26 protein-coding genes and 2 pseudogenes are annotated in these 26,384 nt (G+C 72.3%); 13 read left to right on the top strand and 15 right to left on the bottom strand.

Annotation, left to right across the window (positions count from 1 at the left end):
• Positions 1 to 19: 19 nt before the first annotated feature.
• Together OO52_RS09290 and OO52_RS52550 are read left to right on the top strand one after the other, a co-directional pair.
• Complete coding sequence (locus OO52_RS09290) at positions 20 to 565, top strand: GNAT family N-acetyltransferase (protein ID WP_030642978.1); 546 nt, start codon at positions 20 to 22, stop codon at positions 563 to 565.
• Positions 566 to 569: 4 nt separating this feature from the next.
• Positions 570 to 826 (top strand): annotated as a pseudogene (locus tag OO52_RS52550) (cobalamin biosynthesis protein); the annotation flags it as partial.
• On the opposite strand, the gene OO52_RS09285 reads toward OO52_RS52550, so the two are convergent.
• A complete protein-coding gene (locus OO52_RS09285) occupies positions 820 to 2,091 on the bottom strand; it encodes an MFS transporter (RefSeq protein ID WP_030642979.1) in 1,272 nt (423 codons plus the stop codon). The pseudogene OO52_RS52550 and the gene OO52_RS09285 sit on opposite strands and share 7 nt — an antisense overlap.
• Before the next feature lie 105 nt (positions 2,092 to 2,196).
• On the bottom strand, positions 2,197 to 2,634 hold the full coding sequence (locus OO52_RS09280; RefSeq protein WP_030642980.1) for a MarR family winged helix-turn-helix transcriptional regulator: 438 nt from the start codon (positions 2,632 to 2,634) through the stop codon (positions 2,197 to 2,199).
• Between the two features lie 155 nt (positions 2,635 to 2,789).
• Between OO52_RS09280 and OO52_RS09275 the strand changes: the two genes are divergently transcribed.
• Positions 2,790 to 2,972 carry a ribbon-helix-helix protein, CopG family gene (locus OO52_RS09275; protein ID WP_030642981.1) on the top strand — a complete coding sequence of 61 codons (183 nt, stop codon included), beginning with the start codon at positions 2,790 to 2,792 and terminating at the stop codon, positions 2,970 to 2,972.
• Between the two features lie 10 nt (positions 2,973 to 2,982).
• Here OO52_RS09275 and OO52_RS09270 read toward each other — a convergent pair whose 3' ends face one another.
• Positions 2,983 to 4,434 carry an NCS2 family permease gene (locus tag OO52_RS09270; RefSeq protein WP_030642982.1) on the bottom strand — a complete coding sequence of 484 codons (1,452 nt, stop codon included), beginning with the start codon at positions 4,432 to 4,434 and terminating at the stop codon, positions 2,983 to 2,985.
• 150 nt (positions 4,435 to 4,584) lie between these two features.
• On the opposite strand from OO52_RS09270, the gene OO52_RS09265 reads away from it, so the two are divergent.
• Entirely contained in the window at positions 4,585 to 4,851 is a 267-nt protein-coding gene (locus OO52_RS09265; protein WP_030642983.1) for a DUF2530 domain-containing protein, read from the top strand.
• Positions 4,852 to 4,939: 88 nt separating this feature from the next.
• Positions 4,940 to 7,336, top strand: a complete 2,397-nt coding sequence (locus tag OO52_RS09260) for an HAD-IC family P-type ATPase (protein WP_030642984.1) — start codon at positions 4,940 to 4,942, stop codon at positions 7,334 to 7,336.
• 17 nt (positions 7,337 to 7,353) lie between these two features.
• On the opposite strand, the gene OO52_RS09255 is transcribed toward OO52_RS09260, so the two are convergent.
• The 3 genes from OO52_RS09255 to OO52_RS09245 form a co-directional block, all read right to left on the bottom strand.
• Positions 7,354 to 8,184, bottom strand: a complete 831-nt coding sequence (locus OO52_RS09255) for a hypothetical protein (protein ID WP_030642985.1) — start codon at positions 8,182 to 8,184, stop codon at positions 7,354 to 7,356.
• A 200-nt stretch (positions 8,185 to 8,384) separates the two neighbouring features.
• Positions 8,385 to 9,143 (bottom strand): hypothetical protein, encoded by a 759-nt coding sequence (locus OO52_RS09250; protein ID WP_030642986.1) that lies wholly within the window; start codon positions 9,141 to 9,143, stop codon positions 8,385 to 8,387.
• A 140-nt stretch (positions 9,144 to 9,283) separates the two neighbouring features.
• Positions 9,284 to 12,442, bottom strand: a complete 3,159-nt coding sequence (locus tag OO52_RS09245) for a sacsin N-terminal ATP-binding-like domain-containing protein (RefSeq protein WP_030642988.1) — start codon at positions 12,440 to 12,442, stop codon at positions 9,284 to 9,286.
• 136 nt (positions 12,443 to 12,578) lie between these two features.
• Between OO52_RS09245 and OO52_RS09240 the strand changes: the two genes are divergently transcribed.
• The gene (locus OO52_RS09240; RefSeq protein WP_030642990.1) at positions 12,579 to 13,070 is read left to right on the top strand and encodes a hemerythrin domain-containing protein; all 492 of its coding nucleotides are present in this window, start codon (positions 12,579 to 12,581) and stop codon (positions 13,068 to 13,070) included.
• A 16-nt stretch (positions 13,071 to 13,086) separates the two neighbouring features.
• On the opposite strand, the gene OO52_RS09235 is transcribed toward OO52_RS09240, so the two are convergent.
• Together OO52_RS09235 and ppk2 are read right to left on the bottom strand one after the other, a co-directional pair.
• A complete protein-coding gene (locus OO52_RS09235; RefSeq protein WP_030642992.1) occupies positions 13,087 to 14,049 on the bottom strand; it encodes a YihY/virulence factor BrkB family protein in 963 nt (320 codons plus the stop codon).
• Between the two features lie 15 nt (positions 14,050 to 14,064).
• The gene (ppk2, locus tag OO52_RS09230; protein WP_030642994.1) at positions 14,065 to 15,084 is read right to left on the bottom strand and encodes a polyphosphate kinase 2; all 1,020 of its coding nucleotides are present in this window, start codon (positions 15,082 to 15,084) and stop codon (positions 14,065 to 14,067) included.
• 146 nt (positions 15,085 to 15,230) lie between these two features.
• Here ppk2 and OO52_RS09225 point away from each other — a divergent pair, with 146 nt between their 5' ends.
• On the top strand, positions 15,231 to 16,856 hold the full coding sequence (locus OO52_RS09225) for an alkaline phosphatase D family protein (protein WP_030642995.1): 1,626 nt from the start codon (positions 15,231 to 15,233) through the stop codon (positions 16,854 to 16,856).
• Position 16,857: 1 nt separating this feature from the next.
• Here the strand turns inward: OO52_RS09225 and OO52_RS09220 are convergent, their stop codons facing one another.
• Together OO52_RS09220 and OO52_RS09215 are read right to left on the bottom strand one after the other, a co-directional pair.
• Entirely contained in the window at positions 16,858 to 17,052 is a 195-nt protein-coding gene (locus tag OO52_RS09220; RefSeq protein ID WP_030642997.1) for a DUF397 domain-containing protein, read from the bottom strand.
• A complete protein-coding gene (locus OO52_RS09215; RefSeq protein WP_030642999.1) occupies positions 17,049 to 17,918 on the bottom strand; it encodes a helix-turn-helix domain-containing protein in 870 nt (289 codons plus the stop codon). The genes OO52_RS09220 and OO52_RS09215 overlap by 4 nt, the downstream gene beginning before the upstream one ends.
• A gap of 92 nt (positions 17,919 to 18,010) precedes the next feature.
• On the opposite strand from OO52_RS09215, the pseudogene OO52_RS46985 reads away from it, so the two are divergent.
• A pseudogene (locus OO52_RS46985) lies at positions 18,011 to 18,418 on the top strand (ATP-binding protein); the annotation flags it as partial.
• Positions 18,419 to 18,424: 6 nt separating this feature from the next.
• On the opposite strand, the gene OO52_RS09210 reads toward OO52_RS46985, so the two are convergent.
• Positions 18,425 to 18,913 (bottom strand): GNAT family N-acetyltransferase, encoded by a 489-nt coding sequence (locus OO52_RS09210; protein ID WP_030643001.1) that lies wholly within the window; start codon positions 18,911 to 18,913, stop codon positions 18,425 to 18,427.
• Between the two features lie 29 nt (positions 18,914 to 18,942).
• A complete protein-coding gene (locus OO52_RS09205) occupies positions 18,943 to 19,869 on the bottom strand; it encodes a DUF3027 domain-containing protein (protein ID WP_030643002.1) in 927 nt (308 codons plus the stop codon).
• 267 nt (positions 19,870 to 20,136) lie between these two features.
• Between OO52_RS09205 and OO52_RS09200 the strand changes: the two genes are divergently transcribed.
• The 4 genes from OO52_RS09200 to OO52_RS09185 all read left to right on the top strand — a co-directional run bounded on the left by OO52_RS09200 (position 20,137) and on the right by OO52_RS09185 (position 23,692).
• Positions 20,137 to 21,537 carry an MFS transporter gene (locus tag OO52_RS09200; RefSeq protein WP_234317250.1) on the top strand — a complete coding sequence of 467 codons (1,401 nt, stop codon included), beginning with the start codon at positions 20,137 to 20,139 and terminating at the stop codon, positions 21,535 to 21,537.
• Between the two features lie 94 nt (positions 21,538 to 21,631).
• Positions 21,632 to 22,129 (top strand): DUF2771 family protein, encoded by a 498-nt coding sequence (locus OO52_RS09195; RefSeq protein ID WP_030643004.1) that lies wholly within the window; start codon positions 21,632 to 21,634, stop codon positions 22,127 to 22,129.
• Complete coding sequence (locus tag OO52_RS09190; RefSeq protein WP_199819911.1) at positions 22,102 to 22,854, top strand: futalosine hydrolase; 753 nt, start codon at positions 22,102 to 22,104, stop codon at positions 22,852 to 22,854. Before OO52_RS09195 ends, OO52_RS09190 begins: the two co-directional genes overlap by 28 nt.
• The gene (locus OO52_RS09185; protein ID WP_030643006.1) at positions 22,844 to 23,692 is read left to right on the top strand and encodes a 1,4-dihydroxy-6-naphthoate synthase; all 849 of its coding nucleotides are present in this window, start codon (positions 22,844 to 22,846) and stop codon (positions 23,690 to 23,692) included. The genes OO52_RS09190 and OO52_RS09185 overlap by 11 nt, the downstream gene beginning before the upstream one ends.
• Before the next feature lie 31 nt (positions 23,693 to 23,723).
• Here the strand turns inward: OO52_RS09185 and OO52_RS53940 are convergent, their stop codons facing one another.
• On the bottom strand, positions 23,724 to 24,107 hold the full coding sequence (locus tag OO52_RS53940; protein ID WP_030643007.1) for a cold-shock protein: 384 nt from the start codon (positions 24,105 to 24,107) through the stop codon (positions 23,724 to 23,726).
• A 164-nt stretch (positions 24,108 to 24,271) separates the two neighbouring features.
• Here OO52_RS53940 and OO52_RS09175 point away from each other — a divergent pair, with 164 nt between their 5' ends.
• A complete protein-coding gene (locus OO52_RS09175) occupies positions 24,272 to 24,535 on the top strand; it encodes a hypothetical protein (RefSeq protein WP_030643009.1) in 264 nt (87 codons plus the stop codon).
• On the opposite strand, the gene OO52_RS09170 is transcribed toward OO52_RS09175, so the two are convergent.
• On the bottom strand, positions 24,499 to 25,143 hold the full coding sequence (locus tag OO52_RS09170) for an HAD family hydrolase (protein ID WP_030643011.1): 645 nt from the start codon (positions 25,141 to 25,143) through the stop codon (positions 24,499 to 24,501). The two genes, OO52_RS09175 and OO52_RS09170, sit on opposite strands and share 37 nt — an antisense overlap.
• A gap of 148 nt (positions 25,144 to 25,291) precedes the next feature.
• Positions 25,292 to 26,290: a hypothetical protein gene (locus tag OO52_RS09165; protein WP_030643013.1), complete on the bottom strand. Its 999-nt coding sequence runs from the start codon at positions 26,288 to 26,290 to the stop codon at positions 25,292 to 25,294.
• Positions 26,291 to 26,384: the final 94 nt, after the last annotated feature.

Here is a 26,384-nt window from a genome sequence, read left to right as displayed (position 1 = left end):
CGGCGGGCATGATGGGCCGATGGCGATCACCATTCGAGAAGGCGGCCCCGACGACCTGCCCGCGATACTGGGCATGCTCGACAGCAGTGTGGAGTGGCTCGTCTCACAGGGACGGACCGGCCAGTGGGGCACCGAGCCGCTGTCGGAGCACACCAGGACCGTCGAGGCGGTCGTACGCGCCGTGGACGAGGGCACCACGTACATCGCCGAGGTGGACGGCGTGCCGGCCGCCACGCTCACCCTCACCGACGGGCCCGGCGCCTACCTGTCCCACCTCCCGCCGCCCGGGGAACCCGAGCGGTACATCCACTGGCTCGCCTCCGACCGCCGCTTCAAGGGGCGGGGCGTGGGCAGCGCGCTGCTCACGCACGCCGCCGAGGTGACCCGGCGGGCCGGCGTGGGCCTGCTCCGGGTGGACTGCTACGCGGGCGACGACCGCGGGCTCGTCGCCTACTACGAGGCCAACGGCTTCACCCCGACGCACACCTACACCCACGGCCCGGACGCCTGGCCGGGCCAGGTGCTGGCCCGGAGGGTCGACCAGGACCCTCCGGGCGGACGCTGACCACGACCACCGCGGCCGGGGTGCCCTGCACACCGCCGTGTGCGCCGGCGGCGCCGTCGCCCTCGGCGCGCTGACCGCACGCGCCCTACGCCCGTCCCGCACCGCTTCCGCCGCGCTGACCTCCGCCGGCCACCTGGGCCGTCGTCGGCGGCACCTGGCTCGCCCAGGAGGCCCGCACCATCGGGCGTGCCCTTCAGACCGGGGACGTCGAGGCCGGCCCGGGCCCGGCTGCCGCACCTGTGCGGCCGGGAGGCTCACGCGGCGGTCGCGAGCTGCTCCCGTTCGCGCGGCACGAAGCGGACCCGCGGATGGCCGTGGTGCCAGCCCACCGACAGGCGCAGGCCGCCGATGCGGGCGAGGACCAGGCCGATCGCCGCGGCCGCCACCGCCGACACCACACCGCCGGCCGCGAAGCCGACCCGGGCGCCGTAGGTGTCGGTGATCCAGCCGACCACCGGCGCGCCGAGCGGCGTACCGCCCATGAACACCATCATGAACAGGGCCATCACCCGGCCGCGCATGGCCGGGTCGGTGCCCATCTGCACGGCGGTGTTCGCGGTGACGTTCACCGTCAGACCGAAGACCCCGATCGGGACCATGAGCAGCGCGAACAGCCAGTACGACGGCGCCACCGCGGCGACGGTCTCCAGCGTGCCGAAGGCCAGCGCGGCGGCGATCAGCACGCGCAGCCGGGCCGTGCCGCGCCTGGCGGCCAGCAGGGCACCGACCAGGGAGCCGACGGCCATCAGGGTGTTGAAGAGGCTGTAGGCACCGGCTCCGGCGTGGAAGACGTCGTCCGCGTAGGCGGACAGCCACACCGGGAAGTTGAAGCCGAAGGTGCCGATGAAGCCCACGAGCACGATCGGCCAGATCAGCTCCGGCCGCTTCGCCACGTACCGCAGTCCCTCACGCAGCTGGCCCTTGCCGCGCGGTGCGCGCTCGACCACGTGCAGCTCGCGGGCGCGCATCAGCAGCAGGCCGGCGATCGGCGCGGCGAAGGACAGGCCGTTGGCGAGGAACGCCCAGCCGGTGCCCACACCGGTGATCATCAGGCCGGCGACGGCGGGGCCGACCAGGCGGGCGGACTGGAAGTTCGCCGAGTTCAGGCTGACCGCGTTCTGGAGCTGCTCGGGCCCGACCATCTCGGAGACGAAGGACTGCCGGGCCGGGTTGTCGACCACCGTGGCGAGGCCGACGGCGAAGGCGGCGACGTAGACGTGCCAGACCTGGACGTGGCCGGAGAGGGTCAGCGCGGCGAGCGCGAGACCGGTGACGGCCATCGCGGTCTGGGTGACCAGCAGGGCGGGGCGCTTGGGCAGGCGGTCCACGAGGACGCCGCCGTAGAGACCGAACAGCAGCATCGGCAGGAACTGAAGGGCCGTCGTGATGCCGACGGCCGCGGAGGAGCCGGTGAGGCTGAGGACCAGCCAGTCCTGGGCGATGCGTTGCATCCAGGTGCCGGTGTTGGAGACGACCTGGCCGATGAAGAAGAGGCGGTAGTTCCGGATCTTCAGCGAGCTGAACATCGAGGACTTACGGGAAACGGGGGTGGTGGTAGGGGTGGTCGGTGCGGGGGCGGAAGGTGTTCCGGATCCCGTACTCAAAAGGGTTCGCCTCCTTGGATCGTGCGCTTACAGATGTGCGAGTTTCTCCAGCACGGGGGCGGCGGCGCGCAGAGCGGCCCACTCGTCCTCGTCGAGGCCCTCGACCAGGCCGGCCAGGAAGGCGTTGCGCTTGCGGCGGCTCTCTTCGAGCATGGCCTCGGCCTGCTCGGTCTGGGTGACGACCTTCTGGCGCCGGTCCTCGGGGTGCGGCTCCAGCCGGACCAGCCCCTTGGCTTCGAGCAGCGCGACGATGCGGGTCATCGACGGCGGCTGGACGTGCTCCTTGCGGGCCAGTTCGCCCGGCGTGGCGGAGCCGCAGCGGGCGAGGGTGCCGAGCACCGACATCTCGGTGGGGCTCAGCGACTCGTCGACCCGCTGGTGCTTGAGCCGACGGGACAGCCGCATCACGGCGGAGCGGAGAGCGTTCACGGCGGCTGCGTCGTCGCCATGGGTAAGGTCCGGCATGTTCTTTAGCGTAACTCATTACTCTCGCTAAAGACCAGCCGGGCGCGCCCAGGATGCCCGTGACACCCGCCACTGAACCCTCTGATCACCCGTACGGGTGAGCCGGTTCCGGAAAGTGACGCGTCGGGCGCCCGGATGTGGCGACCCTCGTACCCATGGGGACCAGTGTGCTCAGCCTGCGGATAGACGGGGAGCTGCTCGAACGGCTCCGGCACCACGCGGCGAGAAGAGGAATGAGCGTCCAGGACTATGTCGTCCGGACGCTCATTCGGGATGACTTCGACGAGCGGTTCCAGGCCGCCGTCGAGGAGACGGAGAAGTTCTACGGCGTCACCTGACGCCCGCCGGTCAGGTCAGGCCCAGGGCCGGCATCAGGTAGTAGAAGGCGAAGACCGCCGAGACGACGTACATCGCCGGCGGGATCTCCCGGGCCCGCCCGGCGGCCAGGCGCAGCACCGTGAAGGTGATGAAGCCCATGCCGATACCGTTCGTGATCGAGTAGGTGAACGGCATCATCAGCATCGTCACGAACGCCGGGATCGCGATGGTGTAGTCCGCCCAGTCGATCTCCTTGATGGAGTTCGACAGGATCAGGAAGCCGACCGCGACCAGCGCCGGGGTGGCCGCCTGCGAGGGGACCATCGTGGCGATCGGGGTGAGGAACAGCGCCACGGCGAACAGGCCGCCCGTGACGACGTTGGCGAAGCCGGTACGGGCACCCTCGCCGACGCCGGCCGTGGACTCCACGAAGGCGGTGGTGGCCGAGGAGGAGCTGGCACCGCCCGCCGCGACCGCGAGGCCGTCCACGAACAGGACCTTGTTGATGCCCGGCATGTAGCCCTCGGCGTCCGTCAGCCTGGCCTCGTCGCTGATGCCCATGATCGTGCCCATCGCGTCGAAGAAGCACGACAGCAGGACCGTGAAGACGAAGAGGATGCCGGTCAGCACGCCGACCTTGGAGAATCCGCCGAACAGGCTGACCTGGCCGACCAGGCCGAAGTCGGGGGTGGCGACCGGGTTGCCCGGCCACTTGGGGACCGTCAGGCCCCAGGACGGGATCGTGGCGACCGCGTTGACGATCACCGCGAGCACGGTCATGCCGACGATGGAGATGAGGATCGCGCCCGGCACCTTGCGGACGATCAGCGCGAAGGTGAGCAGCGCGCCCAGGATGAAGATCAGCACCGGCCAGCCGGTGAGGTGACCGCCGACGCCGAGCTGGACCGGGACGGTGGTCTGGGCGGCGTCCGGGATGCGGGTGACGAAGCCGGAGTCGACGAGGCCGATCAGCATGATGAACAGGCCGATACCGATCGCGATCGCCTTGCGCAGGCCGAACGGCACGGCGTTCATCACGCGCTCGCGCAGCCCGGTGGCGACCAGCAGCATCACCACGATGCCGGCCAGTACGACCATGCCCATGGCGTCCGGCCAGGACATGCGCGGCGCGAGCTGGAGGGCGACGACCGAGTTCACGCCGAGGCCGGCGGCGAGCGCGATCGGCACGTTGCCGATGACGCCCATCAGCAGCGTGCTGAACGCGGCGGTCAGCGCGGTCGCCGTCACCAGCTGGCCGTTGTCCAGGTGGTGCCCGTACATGTCCTTCGCGCTGCCGAGGATGATCGGGTTCAGCACGATGATGTACGCCATCGCGAAGAAGGTGGCGAAACCGCCGCGGACCTCGCGGGCGAGGGAGCTGCCGCGCTCGGAGATCTTGAAGTAGCGGTCGAGGGCGCCGTAGGCGGACGCGCCACCCGGCTTTTCGGGGGTGGGGACCTTGGCGGGTGCCGAGGTGGACATGCGGGACCTCATCACCAGCGGGGTTCCCCCGAGCCCCGTTGGAGTTTCCTACGATCAGAAGTGGTCAAAGACAAACGGTTTCAGTATGAACGTATGAGTGCCAGATCGCTATCTCCGCGCGTAGACCGTGGCGGCGCTTAAGCTGGGCGCATGGCTAAGTGGACCCCCAAGCACGAGGCGCCGGAGCCCCTGGAGGGGCCCGTGGTCGCCACGATCACCGGCGGCACCCTCGTGTGGTTCGTCCTCTTCCTGGTCCAGCTCCCCTTCTACGGCTGGTTCGAGGACCACGGGCACCTGTGGTGGCTGTGGACGTGCCTGGCCGGGGGAGGGCTGGGACTGATCGGCGTCTGGTACGTGCGCAAGCGGGACGCCGCGCTGAAGCGGGCGGCGGCTCTGGAGACGACGCCGGCCGAATAGCCCGTTCGGCCGACCGGCCACCGGGGGCTCCGCCCCTGGCCCCCCGTTTGCCGGGCGGGTGGGCGAAATCGCACGTAACGTCGACTGCATGAGCCATATAGACGCGGGCGCCGAACTCGACCCCGTGCATCCCATGGCCCTGCCGAGGCGGCCCGCGGCGGGGCTGACCGGTGCCGAGGTCGCGGACCGCGTCAGCCGGGGCCTCGTCAACGACGTACCGGTGCGCAGCAGCCGGTCGCTCGGGCAGATCGTCCGGGCCAACGTCTTCACCCGGTTCAACGCGATCATCGGCGTCCTGTGGCTGATCACGCTGTTCGTCGCGCCGATCCAGGACAGCCTCTTCGGCTTCGTGATCCTCGCCAACACCGGCATCGGCATCGTCCAGGAGTGGCGGGCCAAACAGACCCTGGACTCGCTCGCGGTGATCGGGGAGGCCCGGCCGACGGTGAGACGGGACGGGGTCGCGACGGAGGTGGCCACCCATGAGATCGTCCTGGACGACCTCATGGAGATCGGTCCCGGCGACAGGATCGTGGTCGACGGGGTGTGCGCGGAGGCGGACGGGCTGGAGATCGACGAGTCGCTGCTCACCGGCGAGGCCGACCCCGTCGTCAAACGCCCCGGCGACCCGGTCCTGTCCGGGAGCTTCGTTGTCGCGGGCGGCGGCGCCTTCACGGCCACCAAGGTCGGCCGCGAGGCCTACGCCGCCCAGCTCGCCGAGGAGGCGTCCCGGTTCACGCTCGTCCACTCCGAGCTGCGCACCGGCATCTCCACGATCCTCAAGTACGTCACCTGGATGATGGTCCCGGCGGCCGTCGGACTCGTCATCACCCAGCTCGTGGTCAAGAACGACGACCTGAAGGACGGCGTGGCCCGCACGGTCGGCGGGATCGTGCCGATGGTCCCCGAGGGGCTGGTGCTGCTCACCTCCGTGGCCTTCGCGATCGGCGTCATCCGGCTCGGCCGCAAGCAGTGCCTGGTGCAGGAGCTGCCGGCCATCGAGGGCCTGGCCCGCGTCGACACCGTCTGCCTGGACAAGACCGGCACGCTCACCGAGGGCGGCATGGACGTCACCGAGCTGCGGACGCTGGACGGCGCGGACGAGACGTACATACGCAAGGTGCTCGGCGCGCTCGGCGAGTCCGACCCGCGCCCCAACGCCTCCCTCCAGGCCATCATCGACGCCTACCCGGACAGCGACGACTGGCGCTGCGTCGAGTCGCTGCCCTTCTCCTCCGCGCGCAAGTACAGCGGGGCCGCGTTCAGCGAGGGCGACGGCGAGACCAGCACCTGGCTGCTGGGCGCCCCGGACGTGCTCCTGGGGGCCGACGACCCGGCGCTGGCCGAGACCGAGCGCCTGAACGAGCAGGGCCTGCGCGTGCTGCTGCTGGCCCGCGCGCACCGCGACCTGGACGACGCCGAGCCGGCCCGGGGCGCGCGGGCCACCGCCCTGGTCGTGCTGGAGCAGCGGCTGCGGCCCGACGCCTCCGACACCCTGCGTTACTTCGCCGAGCAGAACGTCCGCGCCAAGGTCATCTCCGGGGACAACGCGGTCTCGGTCGGCGCGGTCGCCGCGAAGCTGGGCCTGGACGGCACGGCCGTGGACGCGCGGCGGCTGCCCGCCGAGCGGCCGGCGATGGCGAAGGCCCTGGACGCGGGCACCGTCTTCGGACGGGTGACCCCGCAGCAGAAGCGGGACATGGTGGGCGCGCTCCAGTCGCGCGGGCACACGGTCGCGATGACCGGGGACGGCGTGAACGACGTGCTGGCCCTGAAGGACGCGGACATCGGGGTCGCCATGGGCTCCGGTTCGGAGGCCACCCGGGCGGTGGCCCAGATCGTGCTGCTGGACAACAGCTTCGCGGCCCTGCCCTCGGTGGTCGCCGAGGGCCGCCGGGTGATCGGCAACATCACGCGCGTGGCGACGCTGTTCCTGGTGAAGACGGTCTACTCGGTGCTGCTGGCGGTGCTGGTGGTGTGCTGGCAGGTGGAGTACCCGTTCCTGCCCCGGCACCTGACCCTGCTGTCCACGCTCACCATCGGCGTCCCGGCCTTCTTCCTGGCCCTCGCTCCCAACACGGAGCGGGCGAGACCGCACTTCGTGCGCCGGGTGATGCGGTACGCGATCCCCGGCGGGGTGCTGGCCGGCGTCGCGACCTTCGCCACGTACCTGCTCGCCCGCCACCACTACACCGGCCCCGGCGCCCTGGCCGCGGAGACGAGCGCGGCCACCCTGACCCTGTTCCTGATCTCCATGTGGGTCCTGGCGATCATCGCCCGCCCCTACACCTGGTGGCGGGTGGCCCTGGTGGCCGCGATGGCCATGGCCTTCCTGCTGGTCCTCGCCGTGCCCGCGCTCCAGGGCTTCTTCGCGCTGAAGCTGGTCGGGATGACCTTGCCGTGGACGGCGGTCGGCGTGGCCGCGGTGGCGGCGGCCGCCCTGGAGTACCTGTGGAGGTGGGTCGGCCGCCGCTTCCCGGACTGAGTCCGGTCTGATGCCGCTTACTGCACGTCGACGTAGTCGGACGTGGCGCTGACCGCCGGGGTGGTCGAGGTGCCCGCGAAGCTGTAGCGCCAGTAGCCGTCGTAGTTCGCGGTGGTGGTGGTCTTCAGGTTGCCGGACGAGTCCGTGTACACCGTCTTGACGGTGGTCCAGGTGGTCGTGCCCGCCTTTTTGAACTGGAGCTTGACCGGCTGGCTGGTGTAGCCGTGGTAGAGGTGGTCGTCCCAGCTCGCCCGGGTCAGCTTGCCCGTCACCGTGAGGGTCTTGCCCTTGCCGACCGGCTCCGGGCCCGCGTTGGTGGTGAGCTTGGAGTAGCGCTGCACCAGGGTGCTGCCGAGGCCGCTCTTGTCCTTGTAGCCGACCTTGCTCAGGTCGGGGTTGTTCTGGTCCTGGCCGTTGAAGGCGACGGCCTCGGCGGCCACGCCCCAGGAACCGGCCCAGGCGCTCTTCAGGTCGCCGTCGGCCGGGTAGATGTCGACGGTGCCCTTGCAGGTGGCCGTCGTCGTCGTGACGGGGGTGCAGGTCGCCGGGTTGTCGCCGTACAGCTCGGCGGTCGCGGTGTCGTACGAGCCCTTGTACAGGAAGGCGTCGGTGTAGAAGTCCTTCGCCGCGATGTTCACGTCGGAACCGTGCGTCAGCGTGTAGGAGTAGGTGGCACTGACCTCGTTGGTGGTGCCGACCTTGATCGCCTTGGCGATGGTGACGTTCGAGAAGCTGACGTTCAGCGTGTAGGGCGTGCCGGAGTCGCCGGTGGCGTGTGCGGCCGGGACGGCGAAGGCGGAGAGGGCCAGGGCGCCGGAGACGGCGGCCACGGTGGCACGTATGCGCATGTGCGTTCCCCTGGAGGGAGAAGTGATCGTGGAGTCGGTCGACTCACGCGATCAGATCCGCGAGGCAGGGGACTGGTTGTACGGCAAGACCTCGTTCCGGCCAGATTTGGGCCTCGGATTACCAGCACATGACACATCTGAGAAGGAACGTTCCGCCCCGGGAGCGACGGCAGGCACTCCCGGGGCGGGAACCGTGCCGCTTACTGCACGTCGACGAAGTCACCGGTGGCGCTGACCGCCGAGGTGGTCGAGCCGCCCGCGAAGGAGAAGCGGTAGTAGCCGTCGACCGTGGCGGTGGTCGTCGTCTTCAGGTTGCCCTTGGTGTCCGCCTTGATGGTCTTCAGCGTGGTGTAGGTGCTGGAGCTCTTCTTGCGGAACTGGAGCTTCACGTACTGCGAGCCGTAGCCGCCGTACTTCAGCGACTCCCAGTTGGCGCGGGTGAGGGCGCCCGTCACGGTGACGGTCTTGCCCTTCTTCACCGGCTCCGGGGAGGCGTTGGCGGTGAGCCTGGCGGCGCGCTGGAAGGAGAAGGAGCCGGCCTTCTCCTTCCAGATGAAGTCCCCGTCCTTGGCGTCGATCCACGCGTCCACGTACCAGGTGCCGGCGCTCTTGTTGGTGAGGTAGTCCGTCTTCGGGTCGATCTTCACCGAGGCGGTGCAGGTGGAGGTGGTGGCGTTGACCTTGGTGCAGGTCGGCTTGGCCGTGTCCGCGTACCCGTTGTCGGGGCCGTAGAGGGTGAACTCCTCGGCGCCCTTGATGCCCGAGTTGTCCGAGGCGGTCACGCTGACCTTGACGGTCACCGCGCTGGAGATGCCGATCTGCACCTTGTTGTCGCCGTCGACGACCACCTTGGTGATCTTCGTGTCGCCGTAGTGGCCGTCGGCCTGGGCGGCCGGGACGGCGAGGGCGGACAGGGCCAGGGCGCCGCCGACGACGGCGACAGAGGCACGCATGCGCATGTGTGGTCCCCACGTTGAGAACTGGGGAGTCGGGTGACTCCGCAGATGTGACGCGGGGACAAGGTGAAAGGTTGTACGAGAAGTGAAAATTCCGTGGTGACTTGTTCGAGGGTTGTGCGACTCCGGCGGGAAGGGTGGGGTCAGTCGAACCAACGGTCCCGCGCCAGCTCCTCCGTCCTCGACGGGTCCTCCAGCAGCGCGGCCACCTCGAACCGCCGGGGCCACTGCCTGGCCGCCCACGCCAGCCCCGCCGCGACCCCCTCCAGGGTGGCCGCGTGCAGCACGCCGTCGTCGGTGAGCCGCCAGTCGATCTCCACGCCGTCCACGACGAGTTCCTCGTGCTCGACGTAGGTGCCCGGGGTACGCGGCCCGAGCAGTACCCGCACCGCGTCCGGTACGTCGTGCTCGGTCCCCTCGGAGTGCACCTCGCCGGTGACGGACTCGCTCAGCCGCCGCACCTGGAACAGCTCGGCCAGCTCGGCGGCCCGCGCCGGCCGGACCGGCAGCAGCGGCACACCCGAGGTGAACGGCAGCAGGTCCGGCGAGTCGACCACGACGGCCGATCCGGCCTCCACGACCTCCACCCGGCCGTCGACCACGGCCCGCAGCTCGTCCGGGAGGGTCACCTGCTCGGGCTCCAGCTCCGCCAGCGCGCTGTACAGCCCGTGCAGTTGGGCGGGCGTGACGGGCCGCTCCGGGTCGGCGAGACGGTCCAGCAGCTCGGCGGCGCCGCCGGGCTCGTCCAGCAGCGCGCCGACGGAGGTGCGCACGCCGAGCGCCCGCAGCACCTGCTCGTCCTCGAACCCGGTGGCGTCGGCCTCCTCGTACAGCCCGCGCAGCAGCGGGTCCCCGCCGGCGGCGAGCAGACCGGCCGGGCGCCGCCCGTCGAGCACCGGGTGCCCGCGCAGCCACCACGCGGTGTACGGCCGTACGGCCTCGTGGGTGCCGTCGGGCAGCAGGATGCGCACGGGCTGGGTGAGGGCGTCCCGCAGCGGCGGCCGGGCCAGCAGGGCGAGCGCCTCGGGCCAGTGGTCGTCGTCCACCAGGTCCAGGTCGCGGACGGCGACGAGTTCGGTGGCGACCGGCGGCACCGGGCTGTCCGGGAACCGGTCGAGGATGTCCTCGCACCACACGTCCACGGCGTCCAGCAGACCGGCGTCGTCGGGCTCGGCGTAGTCGCCGTCCCGGGGCTCCAGCTCGTCCGGGTCGAGGACGACGTCCGTGGCGCGGACGAGCGCGAAGTCGGCGAGCACCCCGCACGCGGCGAGCGGCTGCTCCCCCCACTTCTCCGCCAGTTCGGCGTCCACAGCGGCCAGTTCGCCCTCGCGGATCACGCGGGCGAAGGGGCTGCCGGGGAACACCAGCTCACCGGCGGGCGCGAGTTCCCCGTCCTCGTCGGGCAGCGCGAGGGCGCCCAGCCAGGGCTCGTCCCCCGGTTCGAGCCCCGCGTCCCGCACCAGCCCGAGGACCGTGTCGGCCAGTTCCTCGGCGTCCGGCGCGTCCTGCTCCCAGTCGAGACCGCCGTCCTCCTCCAGCGAGCCCGCCACGGCGGCCCGGACCTGCGGGGTGGTCAGCACCGCGCGCGGGGTCGCGGGCAGCGCGCCCAGCTTCTCCAGCAGCGGGTGCGCGGCGTCCGCGTGGGCCACCTTCAGCCCGAGCCGCCCCAGCACGTCCGCATCGATCCGGGCGGCGTCCGGCGTGGGCAGCAGCACCTGCCGGGGCCCGATCGTCGTCCTGCCTCCCCCAGAGCCGAAAGCCTGGGAGGTGCCCCCAGCAAGCGGCACCGGCAGCCCCGACAGCCGCTCGGGGTCGACCCCGGCGAGGCTGTCGTACAGCCGCCACCACCACTGCGGCTCCTTCTCCAGCCCGGCGAGCCGGTCGACGGCGTCGGCGAGCGGCAGCCGGGCGACCCCGAGGGTGCGCAGCTCGACGCGCCGCTCCAGCCCGGCCGGGAGCAGGGTGGGCAGCACCTCGGCGAGCACCCGCACGGTGTCGGCGCCGGCGCCCTCCACGATCTCGGCGTCGCGGGGCCGCAGCGCCTGAGGCAGCTCGTCCTCGCCCTTCGCCTCGACGGCCGGGGGCAGGAAGGCGGTGCGCGGCAGCCGCTCCAGCACGGCCTGCCGCAGCGCCCCGTCCAGCGCGCCCTTGCCGAGCGGTCCCGGCACGAGGTCGATGATCCCGGGCAGCACCGGCCGCCAGGCCGCGAGCAGTTCGGCGTAGGCGTCGGCGGCGCGCTCCACCAGGAAGTCGGTGAGCGGACCGGGCGCCGCGTGCCGGCGGGTGGTGTCGAGCGGGAAGGAGGCGATGAGCAGCGCGGGCACGCCCAGGGGCTCGTCACTCGGCGTCGGCGCGTGCACGACCGGGCTGGTGCGGGGCCGCACCGGGGCGCCGTAGGCGTCGACGGGCACGGCCCAGGTCACCGACCAGTGCGGGCGCAGCCGCTCCTCGACCGGACGGTCGGCGAGGAGGTCGGGCGTGAGCGCCCCGTTCGCGGACCCCGTGCGCCAGTTGGTGATGCCGTCCCGGGAGTCCTCCACGATGGTGAAGGGACCGTCGGTACGCCGGCTGAGCGTCCGGGGGGCCTCGTCGTCGACCTCCACGACGACCTCCGCCAGCCCCGGCAGGGCGAGGAGCAGGGCGTCGTCGATGCCGCCGAGGAGCCGCTCGGCGAGATCGGCGGCGGCGGCATCGCGCAGCGGCAGGATGACGGCGGTGTCGTACGGCTCCGGAGCGGTGCCCTCGGCGGCGAAGGGCAGCCGCAGCAGGGGCACGTGCCCGTCCCGGCGCCGCACCTCGTCCCCCAGCCCGGGACTGTGCCGGGCGGTGTCGGCGGCCAGCTCCCTGGCCTCGGCGAGGGACCAGCGCACACCCCCGTGCCGCCCCACGATCGCCGGTTCGTCGGTGACGGCGAGCACGGCGGCGAAGCCGACACCGAACCGGCCGACGGCGCCGTGCGTCGCCTCGGTGTCCCGCTTCGCGGAGGCCCGCAGCGTGGACAGCGACTCGACGCCGGCCGCGTCCAGCGGGGCCCCGGTGTTCGCGGCCACGAGCACGCCGTCGCGGAGGGTGAGCCGCAACCGCCCCGGCACGTGCGCCCGCGCGGCGGCGTCGGCGGCGTTCTGGGCCAGCTCGACGACGAGCCGGTCCCGGTACCCGCCGAGGACCAGGTCCTCCTCGGCGTTGGCGTCCTCCCGGAACCGGGCGGGGCTGGTCGCCCAGGCGTCGAGGACGCCGCGACGCAGTCGGGCGGTGCCGAAGGGGTCGGCGCCCTCGGCCGCAGGCCGGACGAACTTGCTCACGTTGACTCTCCTCTACGACGTGAGGACGAAGGTACAGCGCGGAGCCGGGAGGCCATCAACGCGGACGGTGAGGGTAGGCGGTAGAGACCCATCCGTTGGCACGGTAGTGCCGTACGCACGAAAGTGGTGCCGTCCCATGGCCGAGACCCAGGATGTCGTCGAGCTGATCCTTGAGGACCACCGGCGCATGGAGGAGCTGTTCCGCCTCATGCGCAGCGTGGAAGCCGACCGCGCGGCCGCGCTGGAGGAGTTCGCCGACCTGTTGATCGCGCACGCGCTGGCCGAGGAGGCCGAGGTCTACCCCGCCCTGAAGCGGTACAAGAACATCGACGACGAAGAGGTCGAGCACGGCGAGCACGAGCACGACGAGGGCAACCATGCCCTGCTGGCCCTCCTGGAGGTCGACGAGGTCGGCTCCGAGGAGTGGGACGAGAAGCTGGAGGAGCTGGTGGAGGCCGTCACCCACCACGCCGACGAGGAGGAGCGCACCATCCTCAACGGGGCGCGCGAGAACGTGGCGATGGAGCGGCGCGAGGAGTTGGGCGCGGCGTTCCTGGAGGAGCGCGAGCGCCGGCTGAAGGCCGGGTGCGGTTCGATCGACAACGTGCGCCGGATCGTGGGGTCCTGACGGACGCGCCGCTGTCTCAGGGGCCCGGGCCGGGGTCCGGCCGCACGGCCCGGCCCAGGCCGGCCCGGGCCGCTTCGAGCTGCGCGGCGAACGCGATGCCCAGGAACAGGGCGACCCCGGTCAGGTTGGCCCACAGCAGCAGGGCCACGAAGGCCGTGAGCGGCCCGTACACGGCGCCGAAGGAGCCGCTGCGGGAGACGTACAGCGTCAGCAGCCAGGTCGCGGTGACCCACAGCACCAGGTGGACGGCGGAACCGAACGCCAGCCAGGTGTACCCGGGCTGGTCCCGGCGCGGCGACCAGCGGAAGATGACGGCGGAGGCGATCCAGGCGAGGGCCGTTCCCACGGGCACCTCCAGGGCGCCCCACCACGCCGGGGGCCCGGAGACGCCCAGCGCCTCGGCCGTCGCGGCGCTCACGGCCCCGCCGGCGACCAGGACCAGGAACCCCAGGACCATGGGCACGCCCGCGGCGAAGGCGAGCAGCACGGCCCTGCCGTACTTCCGCGGGAAGGGCCGGTCCCGTTCGATGCCGTAGATCCGGTTGGCGCCCCGCTCCACCTGGCCCATGGCGGAGGCCAGGTTGAGGACGGAGAACACCAGCCCCAGGCACAGCGCGAGGGTGCTCCACGCGCCGGAGCCGGCGGTGCGGCGGGTGCCGCGCAGCGCCTCCCCGATCACGTCGGCGCTGGCGCCCGGCACGATCCTGCCCAGGGTCAGTTCGATGATCCGCCCCACGCTCTCGGTGTGCGCGGCCGTGGCGAGGCCGACGAGCGCGATGGTGAAGGGCACCATGCCCAGCACGATCTGGAAGCCGAGGGCGCGGGCGTTGGTGAAGCCGTCGGCGTAGCGGAACCGGGAGAAGGCGTCGAGCAGCAGTCTCACGCCCCCGTAGCGCCGCAGCGCGGTGAAGGCCTCGTCGCCGGAGAGCTCGTCCCCGATCATGTCCCGCGTCTGCGGGACGTGCACCACCGTCCCCATGGTCCGGGCCCCTCCTCAGCTGTGGCCGCGGCCGGCCGTCGCCGCGGGGTCCGGGTGGTTCCCGGGCCCGCCGCCCGGCCCGGCCAGCGGGGTCGGCGACAGGGCCGTGGGTTCCTCGCCCGGTTCGAGCAGGGTGTCCGCCGCACCGACGATCAGCGGGTCGGGGGTACCGACCGCCGCGTGGTCCTTGGCCGGGTAGTCGAAGCGGTCCAGGAGGCTGCGCATCGCCTCCAGCCGGCCCCGTCGCTTGTCGTTGTTCTTCACGACCGTCCAGGGCGCGTGCGCGGTGTCGGTCGCCCGGAACATGTCGACCTTGGCCGCGGTGTAGTCGTCCCAGCGGTCGAGGGAGGAGAGGTCGGTGGGGGAGAGCTTCCAGCGGCGCACCGGGTCGACCTGCCGGATCGCGAACCGGGTCCGCTGCTCGGCGCGCGACACCGAGAACCAGAACTTCACCAGCAGGACGCCGTCGTCGGTGAGCAGCCGCTCGAACAGCGGGGCCTGCCGCAGGAACTGCCGGTGTTCGGCTTCCGTGCAGAACCCCATGACCCGCTCGACCCCGGCCCGGTTGTACCAGGACCGGTCGAAGAAGACCATCTCACCGCGGGCCGGCAGGTGCGTGACGTACCGCTGGAAGTACCACTGCCCCGCCTCCCGTTCGGTCGGCTTGTCCAGCGCCACCACGCGGGCGCCCCGGGGGTTCAGCCGCTCGGTGAACCGCTTGATGGTGCCGCCCTTGCCGGCCGCGTCCCGCCCCTCGCACACCACGACGATCCGCTGCCCCGTGTCCTTCACCCAGCGCTGGAGCTTGAGCAGTTCGATCTGGAGGATCCGCTTGGTCCGCTCGTACTCGCGCCGGCCGATCCGGTGGTCGTAGGGGTGGTTCTCCCGCCATGTCTCGACCGGCCGGCCGCCGGCGTCCAGCAGCACCGGCCGCTCCGGCTGCCGGTCGTCCACCGCGAACCCCCGCAGCAGGTCGTCCTCGCGCACCGCGTCGTGGGTCTCCGCCGCCTCCGTCGCCTGCTCGTGCTCGGCCACGCCACCTCCGCCTCACCTCTCGCCGGGCCGCCCCGCCCGGTTCTCCTCACACGTGCCCGCGCAGACGGGTCCCAGACGCCCGCACCGTCGCTGTACCGTCGCTGGGGTCGTTCAATTCCGTACGGGTGAGTCAGGAAGGCGATCACGTGGCAGAACTGCGCCTGGGACCGCTGCTGCGGTACACCGACGGCTCCCGCGCGACCGTGTGGGTCGAGGCGAGCGGGCCCTGCACGGCGCGGGTGCGCTGTTCCGACGGCGCGGGCGGCACGGCCGCCACCTTCCAGGTGGCCGGGCACCACTACGCGCTGGTCACGGTCACCGGACTGGAACCGGGCACCTCCCCCTCCTACGAGGTGTTCCTGGACGACGCCCCGGTGTGGCCCCTGCCCGACTCCCGCTTCCCGCCCTCCGTCATCCGCACGCCCGGCGCCGGTGACGCCGTCCGCGTCACCTTCGGGTCGTGCCGCTGGGCCGCGCCGCCGGCGGACGGCAAGGACCGGGTGGGCCCCGACGCCCTCGACACCCTGGCCCGCCGGCTGTCGGCCGACCCCGGCGCCGAGCGCCCCGACGTCCTGCTGCTCCTGGGCGACCAGATATACGCGGACGAGACCTCCGAGGAGACCCGGCGCTGGCTGGCCGGCCGCCGCGACCTCGACGAGCCGCCCGGCGGACAGGTCGCCGACTACGAGGAGTACTGCCACCTCTACTACGAGTCCTGGCTCGACCCCGAGGTGCGCTGGCTGCTGTCCACCGTGCCCAGCTTCATGATCTTCGACGACCACGACATCGTGGACGACTGGAACACCTCCGCCTCCTGGCTCGCCGACATGCGCGACACCGACTGGTGGCAGGAACGGCTGCTGAGCGGCCTGATGTCGTACTGGGTCCACCAGCACCTCGGCAACCTCTCCCCCGCCGAACTGGCCGACGACCCCACCTGGGCCACCGTCCGCGCCACGCCGGACGGCACCAAGGCACTGCGCGCCCTGGCCGAACAGGCCGACGCCGACTCCTCCTCCGTCCGCTTCAGCTACCGGCGCGACTTCGGCCGGGTCCGGGTGGTGATGGTCGACTCGCGGGCCGCGCGCGTCCTGGACGAGGACCACCGCGCCATGCTCGACCCGGCCGAGGCCGACTGGCTGCGCGAGCAGGTCCTGGCCGACGAGGGGGCCTACGACCACCTCCTGATCGGCACCTCCCTGCCCTGGCTGCTGCCGCACCTGGTGCACGACGCCGAGGGCTGGGACGCGGCCCTGTGCGCCGGAGAACGCGGCGCCCGCTGGGCCCGCTTCGGCGAGTGGCTGCGGCGCGGGGCCGACCTGGAACACTGGGCGGCCTTTCCCCGCTCCTTCGCCGACCTCGCCGACCTCATCGCCGAGGTCGCGGCGGCACCGGGCGCCCCGGCGAGCGTGTGCGTGCTCTCCGGGGACGTGCACCACGGTTACGTCGCCGAGGCGACCTGGCGCTCAGGCGACCTCGGCATACCCGTCGTCCAGCTCACCTGCTCACCCGTGCACAACTCCGTGCCGGCGGCGATGCGGATCGGCTTCCGCGTCGGCTGGAGCGCGCCGGCCCGCTTCCTGGGCCGCCTCCTCGCCCGGCACGGCCGCAACCCCAAGCCGCCGGTGCGGTGGCGCAAGCGGGGCGGGCCGTGGTTCGGCAACCAGCTCATGACCCTGACGCTGAACGGCCGTTCGGCCCACCTGCGCCTGGAACGCACCGGCACGGAGGCGAGGCTGCGCACGGTCCACGAATCGAGTCTCGCCGGATAGTTCAGCGCCGGGCGGCGTACGCCACGAACTCCGTCCAGGCGGAGGGGGCGAGGGTGAGGCGGGGGCCGTTGTCCTGCTTGGAGTCCCGGATGTGGATGGTGGAGGGGGCGGGGGTGGCGACCCAGTCGAGGCCGACTTCGACGCAGGAGTCGCCTTCACTGCCGCTGCTGTAGCTGCTCTTGAACCAGCGGATCATGTTGCCCCCAGCAGGTGTTCGATGAAGGTCGCCGACTCACGGGGAGTGAGCGCCTGAGCCCGGATGATGCCGTACCGCAGCTCAAGGATACGGAGGTGCCTGGGCTCCTCGACCGGTCGGCCATTGACCAGTGCGGGCGAGCGCCCCACGGCTGATCCGTCGGCGAACTTCAGCATCTCGATGCTCCCGTCCACTCCAGCATGCTCCTCGCGGTCCATCGGCATCACCTGAAGCTCGACGTTCCGTAACTTCGCGGCATCCAGCAGGTGTTGCAGCTGACTACGCAGCGTCTCCCGCCCTCCCAGGGGCCGACGCAGGGTCCACTCCTCCACGACGAAGCTGATTTCGGGGGCCGGGTCCCGCTCGAAGACGGACTTGCGAGCCATGCGTGCCGTTACGTATCGCTCGATCTCGGTGTCGCTGTACGCCGGGCGCCGCATCATCAGGAGCGCACGCGCGTACTCCGGCGTCTGCAACAACCCATGGATGCTGAGCGGATCGTAGAGCTGAAGCTCGACCGCCTTGGCCTCCACCTCCGCCAAAGCCCGAACCTTCTTCGGATACCGGACCTTCTCCACGTCCTCCTTCATCGCCGCGAGCAACCCACCCGCGTCCAGGACCTTGTCCGCCTTGTCGAGATACTCCGCTCTCGGGATCCGCTTGCCCGACTCGACCTTGTAGACCATGTCCTCGCTGTAGCCCACGGCCCTGGCGAAGTCGGCGGCCCGCATGCCCACCGACTCGCGGCGCAGCCTCAGTTGGCGGCCGACGGTCGCGATGACGGCGACGCCCCACTCGTCGTCCGGCTCGACCTCCCAGCCCGGCTCCTCTTCCTCGCTCACACCGCAGCACCCCCTTCTCGACATGCCCGGACACCACCGGACACGCGCTGGACAGTGACTCTACGCAACCGCGTCGTCACTGTTCAGGGGTAGCAGGTGCCGCCACTCTGAGTGATGTGAACGAGGAAATCTCCACCCACATCTGCACCCCCATCCCGAACTTCACGGTGCGGCTGTCCTCCACGCCCCGCGGGGCCCGTCTCGCCCGGCTGCTCGCCAGGGAGCAACTACGTTCCTGGGGGCTGCCGTCGGACCCCGCGGAGCTGATCGTCGCGGAGCTGGCCGCCAATGCGGCGACCCACGGCCGCGTGGCCGGCCGGGACTTCAGGCTGACGCTGTACGTCGTCGGTGACACGCTCCGTATCGAGGTGACCGACACGCGCGGTGACCGGCTGCCCCGGCGCACCCGTCCGGAACCGGACGCCGATGCCGGACGGGGACTCCTCCTCGTGGACGCGCTCGCACAGCGCTGGGGGATCGCGCCGGGGCCCGCGCCGAAGAAGACGGTGTGGGCCGAGGTCCGGGTCGGGTCAGGAGACGTACCGGCGGTAGACCTGCCGGGAGCCGCCCTCCGGGCCGGGATCGGCCGCCTCGGCCGGGGTGAAGCCGAGGGAGGCGTAGAACGCCCGGGCGCCGCTCGTCACGGCACCCGGGTGGTCCGGGCCGAACGTGACCACCTCGATGGTGGCGGGTCCGTGGACGAATCCGCGGATCGCGTCCGCCATGAGCGCACGCCCGACACCCTGGCCGCGCGCCTGCTCCGAGACGACGAGCCAGTGGACGTGGTGGACGGGCGCCGTGTCCCCGGCGGCGGGGGCCGTACTCCCGAAGAGGAGGGCGCCGAGCAGGCCGGGCCCGTCCGGGGAGGCGGCGACCAGGGCCGTGGACGCGCGGATGCCGTCCGCCACGGCCCGGCTGAACCCGGGGTCGTCCACCATCGGCCCGAACCAGTGCTCCACCTGGCCCGCCAGGGCCAGGAAGCCGGGCAGGTCCTGCTCCTGCGCTGCTCTGATGATCACCGGAGCAGTCTCGCAGCGGAGGCCGCGGTTCAGGAGTGGCCGAGCTCCGCCGTCTCGTCGTCGCCGGTCTCCGGGACCGAGCCGGAGTCGCGGGCCGGGCGGAGCGGGAAGGGGTCGACCCGGGTCTCGTCGACGACCGGCGCGGCCGGCTGCGGGGGCTTCGGCATGACCGCCGCCTCCGAGTGGCCGCCGCAGCCGTAGGCGAGGGAGACCACGCGGCCGTCCGCCGGGGAGAACTCGTTGGCGCAGACGCCGAAGGCCTGGCCGAGGGAGCCGCCGATGGGGGTGAGGAAGCCGCAGCTCATGCAGGTCGCGGGGGCCGCCTGGGCCATGGCCGTCTTCGGGCCGAAGGACTCCTCCCAGCGGTCGGCGGCGCTGTGCAGGCCGTAGCGGGACAGGACCCGGGCGCGGCGCATGCCCAGTTCCTCGGCGACGGACGCGATGGAGCCGCGGGACGGGGCCGCGGGCTGGGCGGCGGGGGCGCCGGGCGTGACGTCGGCGTCCTCGGCCTCCGCCAGTTCCCGCATCTCCTCGGAGACCACCGAGTTCGGCGGCGGCTCCTCCTCGCCCGTGTAGCCGGGCTCCAGGCGCAGGTCGTCCTGGTCGGTGGGGAGCAGGTCGCCGGGGCCGAGGTCGCCGGGGCGCAGGCGTTCGCTCCACGGGACCCACTCGGGGGCGAGGAGGGCGTCGGGGCCGGGGAGGAGGACGACCTCGTCGAGCGTGACGACCTTGGCGCGGGAGGCGCGGGCCACCGTCACCGCCCAGCGCCAGCCCCGGTAGCCCAGCTCCCTGCACTCGAAGAAGTGCGTGACAACGCGGTCGCCCTCCGACACCAGGCCGGCGTGCTCGCCGACCACGCCGGGCGCGGCGGCCTCCTCGGCGGCGGTGCGGGCGAGGTCGACGGCCTCGGCGCACAGGCGGTCGGGGGTGCGGCTTCGCGTGGTCGCTGCGCTCACAGGTATCGCTTCTCTCCTACGCCGTCTCGTCGAGTGCGGCTGCCTCCGGCGGTTTCGCCGACGGAGCGGACCTGGGGACCGCATCGACGTCTGCATCCGCGCGCCTGGGCGCACCTCTGCCATCCATTCTGCGTTATGGCTGAGACACGCACGCTACACCGGACGGGATTCGTGCATATTCCCACCCGCCCCTCTGCCTGCGCCGACCGGGGTCGTGTGCCGCCACACCCGAACGCTCCGCACTATCCGGCCGTATCTCGGGGCACTATGAACGTCGTGGCAGCCGCGGACAGGGCGAATGGTCGAGGCGGCGGGTCGGGCCGGGTGGGTGGTGCCGTCCGCTCGGTCGGCCGTGCCCTGCACTTTCCCGTGACCGGTGCGGCCCGGGGCATCCGCAGGGCCACGCACGCGCACGGCGCGGGTGAGTCGGGTCTGGGCAAGCTGATCGAGCTGCACGCGGTGAACGGCGCGGGGGACGTGATGGTCACCGTGGCGCTCGCGTCCACGGTGTTCTTCTCGGTGCCGACCGACGAGGCGCGCGGCCGGGTCGCCCTCTATCTCGCCATCACCATGGCGCCCTTCACGGTCCTCGCGCCCGTCATCGGTCCTCTCCTGGACCGGCTGCCGCACGGGCGGCGCGCCGCGATGGCCGGGGCCATGCTGGCGCGGGCGCTGCTCTCGCTGATCATCTCGGGCGCGGTGGCGACCGGCAGCCTGGAGCTGTACCCGGCCGCGCTGGGCGTGCTGGTGGCGTCCAAGGCGTACGGAGTGGTCCGCAGCGCCGTCGTACCCCGGCTGTTGCCACCGCGATTCTCGCTCGTGAAGGCCAACTCCCGGGTGACCCTCGCCGGGCTGCTCGCCACGGGTGCCGCCGCGCCGGTCGCGGCGGGGCTGCACGCCCTCGGTGATCCGTGGCCGCTCTACGGCGCCTTCGTGATCTTCGTCGCCGGTACGTTCCTGTCCTTCTCCCTGCCGCCCAAGGTGGACTCGGCCAAGGGGGAGGACGTGGCGCTGCTCGCGGCCGACGAGCAGCATCTGCACGGGCCGCACCGGGGGCAGGCCAAGCGGCCGGGGCTGCGGACGGTCGGGCCGGCCGTCACGCACGCGCTCGGCGCCAACGCCGCCCTGCGCTGTCTGTCCGGCTTCCTGATCTTCTTCCTCGCCTTCCTGCTGCGCGAGCACCCGCTGACCGGGGAGAGCGCGGCGGTGTCGCTGGGGATAGTGGGCGTCGCGGCCGGCGCGGGCAACGCCCTCGGTACGGCCGTGGGGGCCTGGCTCCGGTCCCGGGCGCCGGAGATCATCATCGTGACCGTGGTCGCGGTGGTGCTCGGCGCCGCGGTCGTCGCGGCCGTCTTCTTCGGGGCGTTCCTGGTGGCCTGCCTGGCCGCGGTCGCCGGGTTCGCGCAGGCGCTGGCCAAGCTGGCGCTGGACGCGCTGATCCAGCGGGACGTGCCCGAGCTGGTGCGCACCTCGGCGTTCGCCCGCTCGGAGACGCTGTTGCAGATGGCGTGGGTGTTCGGCGGCGCGGTCGGCATCGTGATGCCGCTCAACGGCACGGTCGGTCTGCTGGTGGGCGCCGCGTTCGTGGCCGTCGGCTGGCTGAGCACGCTGAAGGGGCTGCTCGCCTCGGCCCGGCACGGCGGCCGGTCCCGGACCCGGGTGGCGTGACGCCGTGGGCGGCACCGGCACGCGTGGCGTAACGAACCGGGCACGCCGTACCCCACGTGGGCGGACGGCTCAGGGCGCCCGATAGCCTTCGGCCATGACCACGCTGCCCCGCGGCGAAGCCGCTGATGTACACCGCGTTGCGCGACGCCGCCGCGTCGTCGCCGCCGCCGGCGCCGTTTCCGCCGGACTGCTCGTCCTGTCGGCCTGCGACAAGCCGACCCCCGTCGCGACGATCACCGTCGGCGGGGACTCGGTCAACTCCGAGGCCCTCTGCTACAACGACGGCAAGGCGCTGGACGAGACGTCGCTGAAGGAGTGCGTCAAGAACGCCGACGACGTCAAGTCGATCAAGGTCGGTCAGGATGAGACCGTCCGCATCGGCGTCGACCCGAAGATCGCGGACGCGGGCTGGATCGTGCTGGTCAACGGCCGCCAGTTCAGCGACTCCAGCAAGGAGACGTACCGCACGATCCCGAGCAGCGCGTTCTTCAACGTCCAGTACGGCACCCAGGGCAACACCAACACCCTGTCGATCCGGATGGGCGAGAGCACGAACAAGGGCTTGTGGTCCTTCAAGCTGAAGAAGGCCTGATCACGACGTCTCTTCCGGTCCCGGTCCTCGTCGCCACCGCGGTCCCCGTCGAGCGGGACGCGGTGGCCCGGGCGTTGCCCGCGCCGGCCGAGGAGGTACGGCTGCCGGGCGCGTCCCTCATCCGTACGGCCACGGGCTGGGACCTGCTCGCCGCCGGGGTCGGCCCGGCGCTCGCCGCCGCCACGACCGCCGGCGCCCTCACCGCCGCCGCGCTGGCCGGCCGCCCCTACGGTCTGGTCGTCTCGGCCGGGATCGGCGGCGGCTTCCCGCCCGGGGCACCCGTCGGCTCGCTCGTCGTCGCGGACGCGATCACGGCCGCCGACCTGGGCGCCGAGACCGCCGACGGCTTCCTGCCGGTCACCGAACTCGGATTCGGGACCATCACCCACCGTCCGCCGGAATCACTCGTACGAGTCGTGTCCGAGGCCACCGGTGCCCGGACCGGCACGATCCTGACCGTGTCCACGGTGACCGGTACGGCCGCCCGCGCCGCCGCCCTGAGCGACCGGCACCCCGGCGCGCTCGCCGAGGGCATGGAGGGGTTCGGGGTGGCGGAGGCCGCCGCCGCGCACGGGGTGCCCGTGCTGGAGCTCCGCGCGGTCTCCAACCCGGTGGGGCCCCGCGACCGCGCCGCCTGGCGCATCGGTGACGCCCTCGCCGCCCTCACCGAGGGTTTCGGGAAACTCGCGCCCGCATTGGAGAGTTGGAACGCACATGACCGGTGAACCGCTGCAGATCGCGTACTCCCCCTGCCCGAACGACACCTTCGTCTTCGACGCCCTGGCCCACGGCCGCGTCCCCGGCGCCCCCGCGCTGGACGTGACCTTCGCCGACATCGACATCACCAACGGCATGGCCGAGCGCGGCGAGTTCGACGTGCTGAAGGTGTCGTACGCCGTCCTGCCGTACGTCCTCGGCGAGTACGCGCTGCTGCCGTGCGGCGGTGCGCTGGGGCGGGGCTGCGGACCGCTGGTGCTCACCCGGGAGGTGGATGTCGACCTGACGGGCCGCACGGTCGCCGTGCCCAGCGAGAGGTCGACCGCCTACCTGCTGTTCCGGCTGTGGGCCGCGGACACGCTGCCGGGCGGGGTCGGCGAGATCGTGGTCATGCCGTTCCACGAGATCATGCCGGCCGTGCGGGACGGCAAGGTGGACGCCGGCCTGGTCATCCACGAGGCCCGGTTCACCTACCAGAACTACGGGCTGCACAAGCTCGCCGACATGGGCGAGCACTGGGAGCGCACCACCGGGCTGCCGATCCCCCTGGGCGCGATCATCGCCAAGCGGTCGCTGGGCGCCGAGCGGCTCGGCCGGCTCGCCGACGCGATCCGGGCCTCCGTACGCGCCGCCTGGGACGACCCGGAGGCCTCCCGGCCGTACGTCATGGAGCACGCGCAGGAGATGGACCCCGCCGTCGCCGACCAGCACATCGGGCTGTACGTCAACGAGTTCACCGCCGGCCTCGGCGAGGACGGCTACGCGGCGGTCCGGGGACTGCTCACACGCGCGGCGGCCGAGGGGCTGGTGCCGCCCCTCGGCCCGGACGCGCTCGCTTTCCCGTAATGCGGGCCGGACGTCGGACGTCGGATACGGCTCAGACGTCGAGCTGATCGGCGACCGCGCGGAGCAGACCGGCGATCTTCTTGCCGGAGGCCTTGTCCGGGTAACGGCCCTTCTCCAGCATCGGCGTGATGTTCTCGAGAAGGGTCGTCAAATCCTGCACGATCGACGCCAGCTCGTCCGGCTTCTTGCGCTGGGCGGCGGCCACGGACGGGGTCGGGTCGAGCACGATCACCGACAGCGCCTGGTCACCGCGCTGACCGGCGACGACACCGAACTCCACGCGCTGTCCCGGCTTGAGCGAATCGACTCCGGCGGGGAGAACCGAGGAATGGACGAAGACGTCACCGCCGTCGTCGCGGGAGAGAAAGCCGAAGCCCTTCTCGCTGTTGAACCACTTGACCTTGCCGGTAGGCACGTCTGTCCTCGTCCTCGTACTCGTCGGAAAACTACTTCGGAAACGGCTCTTGATAGCACTCGGGCGGGTCGACCATGACCCGCCGGTACCAAGGCTAATGGTCTTGGGGCGGGTGACAAGACGTCCCCCGGTTGTTCTCTCGCGCAGGGAACTACCCTGGTCCGGTGCGTGACAAAACCCAAACGAATTCCGCCGCGCCCGGCGACCGACTGATCCGCGCCGGTGCCGTCGTCTTCTTCCTCGGGGCCGTGGCCACCCTCGTCACGGTGGCCCCGCTGTTCCTCGGAGCGAAGCCTTTTCCGACGTACATGTTCGGTTTGAGCATGCTCATGGCCGTCGGATTCCTCGTGGCCGGCGCGGGTGTGCTGCGCTCCGTCGCCGCCGGACGGCGTCAGGCGAGGGGTGCGGCGCCGGACGCCTCGCGGTAGCCGCCGAGCCACGCGGGGAACGCGGACAGATCCGTCAGGACGACGTCCGCTCCGGCCGCGCGCAGCTCGTCGGCCGGGCACGGGCCGGTCGCGACGGCGACCGAGAACGCACCCGCCGCACGGGCGCCGCGGACGTCACCGACGTGATCGCCGACGTACACGCCCGCGCCGTACTCGCGCAGCGCAAGCGCCTTCCGCTCGGCCCACAGGTCGCCGACGACCACGTCCGGCTCGATGCCGAGGTGGGCCAGGTGCAGCTTGGCGTTCGGCTCGTACTTCGCCGTCACCACCATCGTCCGTCCGCCGGCCGCCCGCACCGCGTCGACCGCCTCCCGGGCACCGTCCATGGCGGGCGTCGCTGCGATGGCTATGGAGGGGTACATCTCCCGGTACAGGTCGGCCACCGCCGGCACCTCGTCCGCCGGGAACCAGTGGATCAGCTCCTCCGCGAGCGGCGGCCCGAGCCGGGTCACCGCCAGATCGGCGTCGATGAACGTCCCCGTCCGCTCCGCCAGGGCCAGGTAGCAGGCACGGATGCCCGGCCGGGAGTCGATGAGGGTCATGTCGAGGTCGAAACCGACGGTCAGTGAGGATGCCATGCGGGACATTCTGCCGAGTGCCTCCGGCGGTTCGGCCGGGTGGGGTCGAGCCGTGGGAGCCTGTTGAGCGCCGGGGGCGGGTGCGTCGTGGCCGCTCGCGCAGTTCCCCGCGCCCCTTTGGTGGGTCAGCCGCAGCTTGGTCAAGGGGCGCGGGGAACTACCCCTTCCTCTGTGAGCGCCAGACCAGGTATGCCGCCGAGGCGAGCGCCGCTCCCCTGACCACCCACGGCCAGGTGTCGCCCACCGCGTCGTTCATGTGGCCCTGGGCGATCGGAGCACCCCAGCGGCCCTCGTTGCGTCCCCACAGCCACACCAGCCCCGCCGCGACCGCCGTGCCCGGCAGCACCATCACCGCCCACTTCGTCTCCGCGGGCGTCAGCCGCCGGGAGCCGTAGGCGATGGCCCAGCCGAGGAGCAGCGCGAACCAGTTGCCGAGCACGGCACCGGCGACGAGCGCGGCGGCGGCCAGCAGCAGGAGGGGGTTGGACCAGCCGGCGGAGGCGACGGGGAGCAGGCGGCGACGCCGGGCGGGCGCCGCTTCCGGAGCGGCCTCGGCGGGTTCCGCCACCGGCGCCGCCACCGGCTCGGCCTTCTCGGCGGGAGCCTCCCGCGGCGGCCGTTTGAGCAGTTCCGGGATCTCCACGCCGCCGACGAACCCCGGCACCGGGTCGGTGTCCCCCAGGGGGGCCGCGGTGCCGACGCGCCACCAGTCGGGCGGTGCCGTGGCGTCCCCCAGCTCGTGCGCGGGAGCGAGGTGCGGCGGGGCCGGCGTGTCGCGCGCGGCGGGCGGCTCGGGCTCGGCGGGGCGCGGGCGCGGTACGACCCGGCGCAACCCCTTCGGCCGCTCCCGCTCCGCCGGCTCCGGCGCCCGCTCCCGGGAGGAGGGCTGCGCCGGTACGGCGGTGGACGGCGCCTGCGGGAGGCCGCCGGTGCCGCCCGCCGCCGTGACCACCTCGTCCGGGCTGCCCAGGCGGTCCAGGATGCGGCGGACGGCGGCGGGCGAGTCCACCGTCGCCTGCGCCCGGTGCCGGTCGATCTCGTTCCGCAGCTCCGACACGAGCCGCATCCGCGTCGCCGACGGCAGCTGGCGCTGCTGGGCGATGTCTCCGACGCGGCTCAGATACTCGTAGACGACCTGGTCGCTTTCGATGCCCACGGAACCCCTCCGGGGTGACGCCGACTGATACCCCGTGAGGACCGTACCGCTTCTCGCGGGATGCCCTCGGCATATGGAAGTCCGCTACCGTTGG

Origin of the sequence: Streptomyces flaveolus (assembly GCF_000716535.1) — a bacterium.
GTDB lineage: Bacteria > Actinomycetota > Actinomycetes > Streptomycetales > Streptomycetaceae > Streptomyces > Streptomyces flaveolus_A.
The sequence above is the reverse complement of the archived record's forward strand: the minus strand, read 5'-3'. Positions and strand labels throughout refer to the sequence as shown.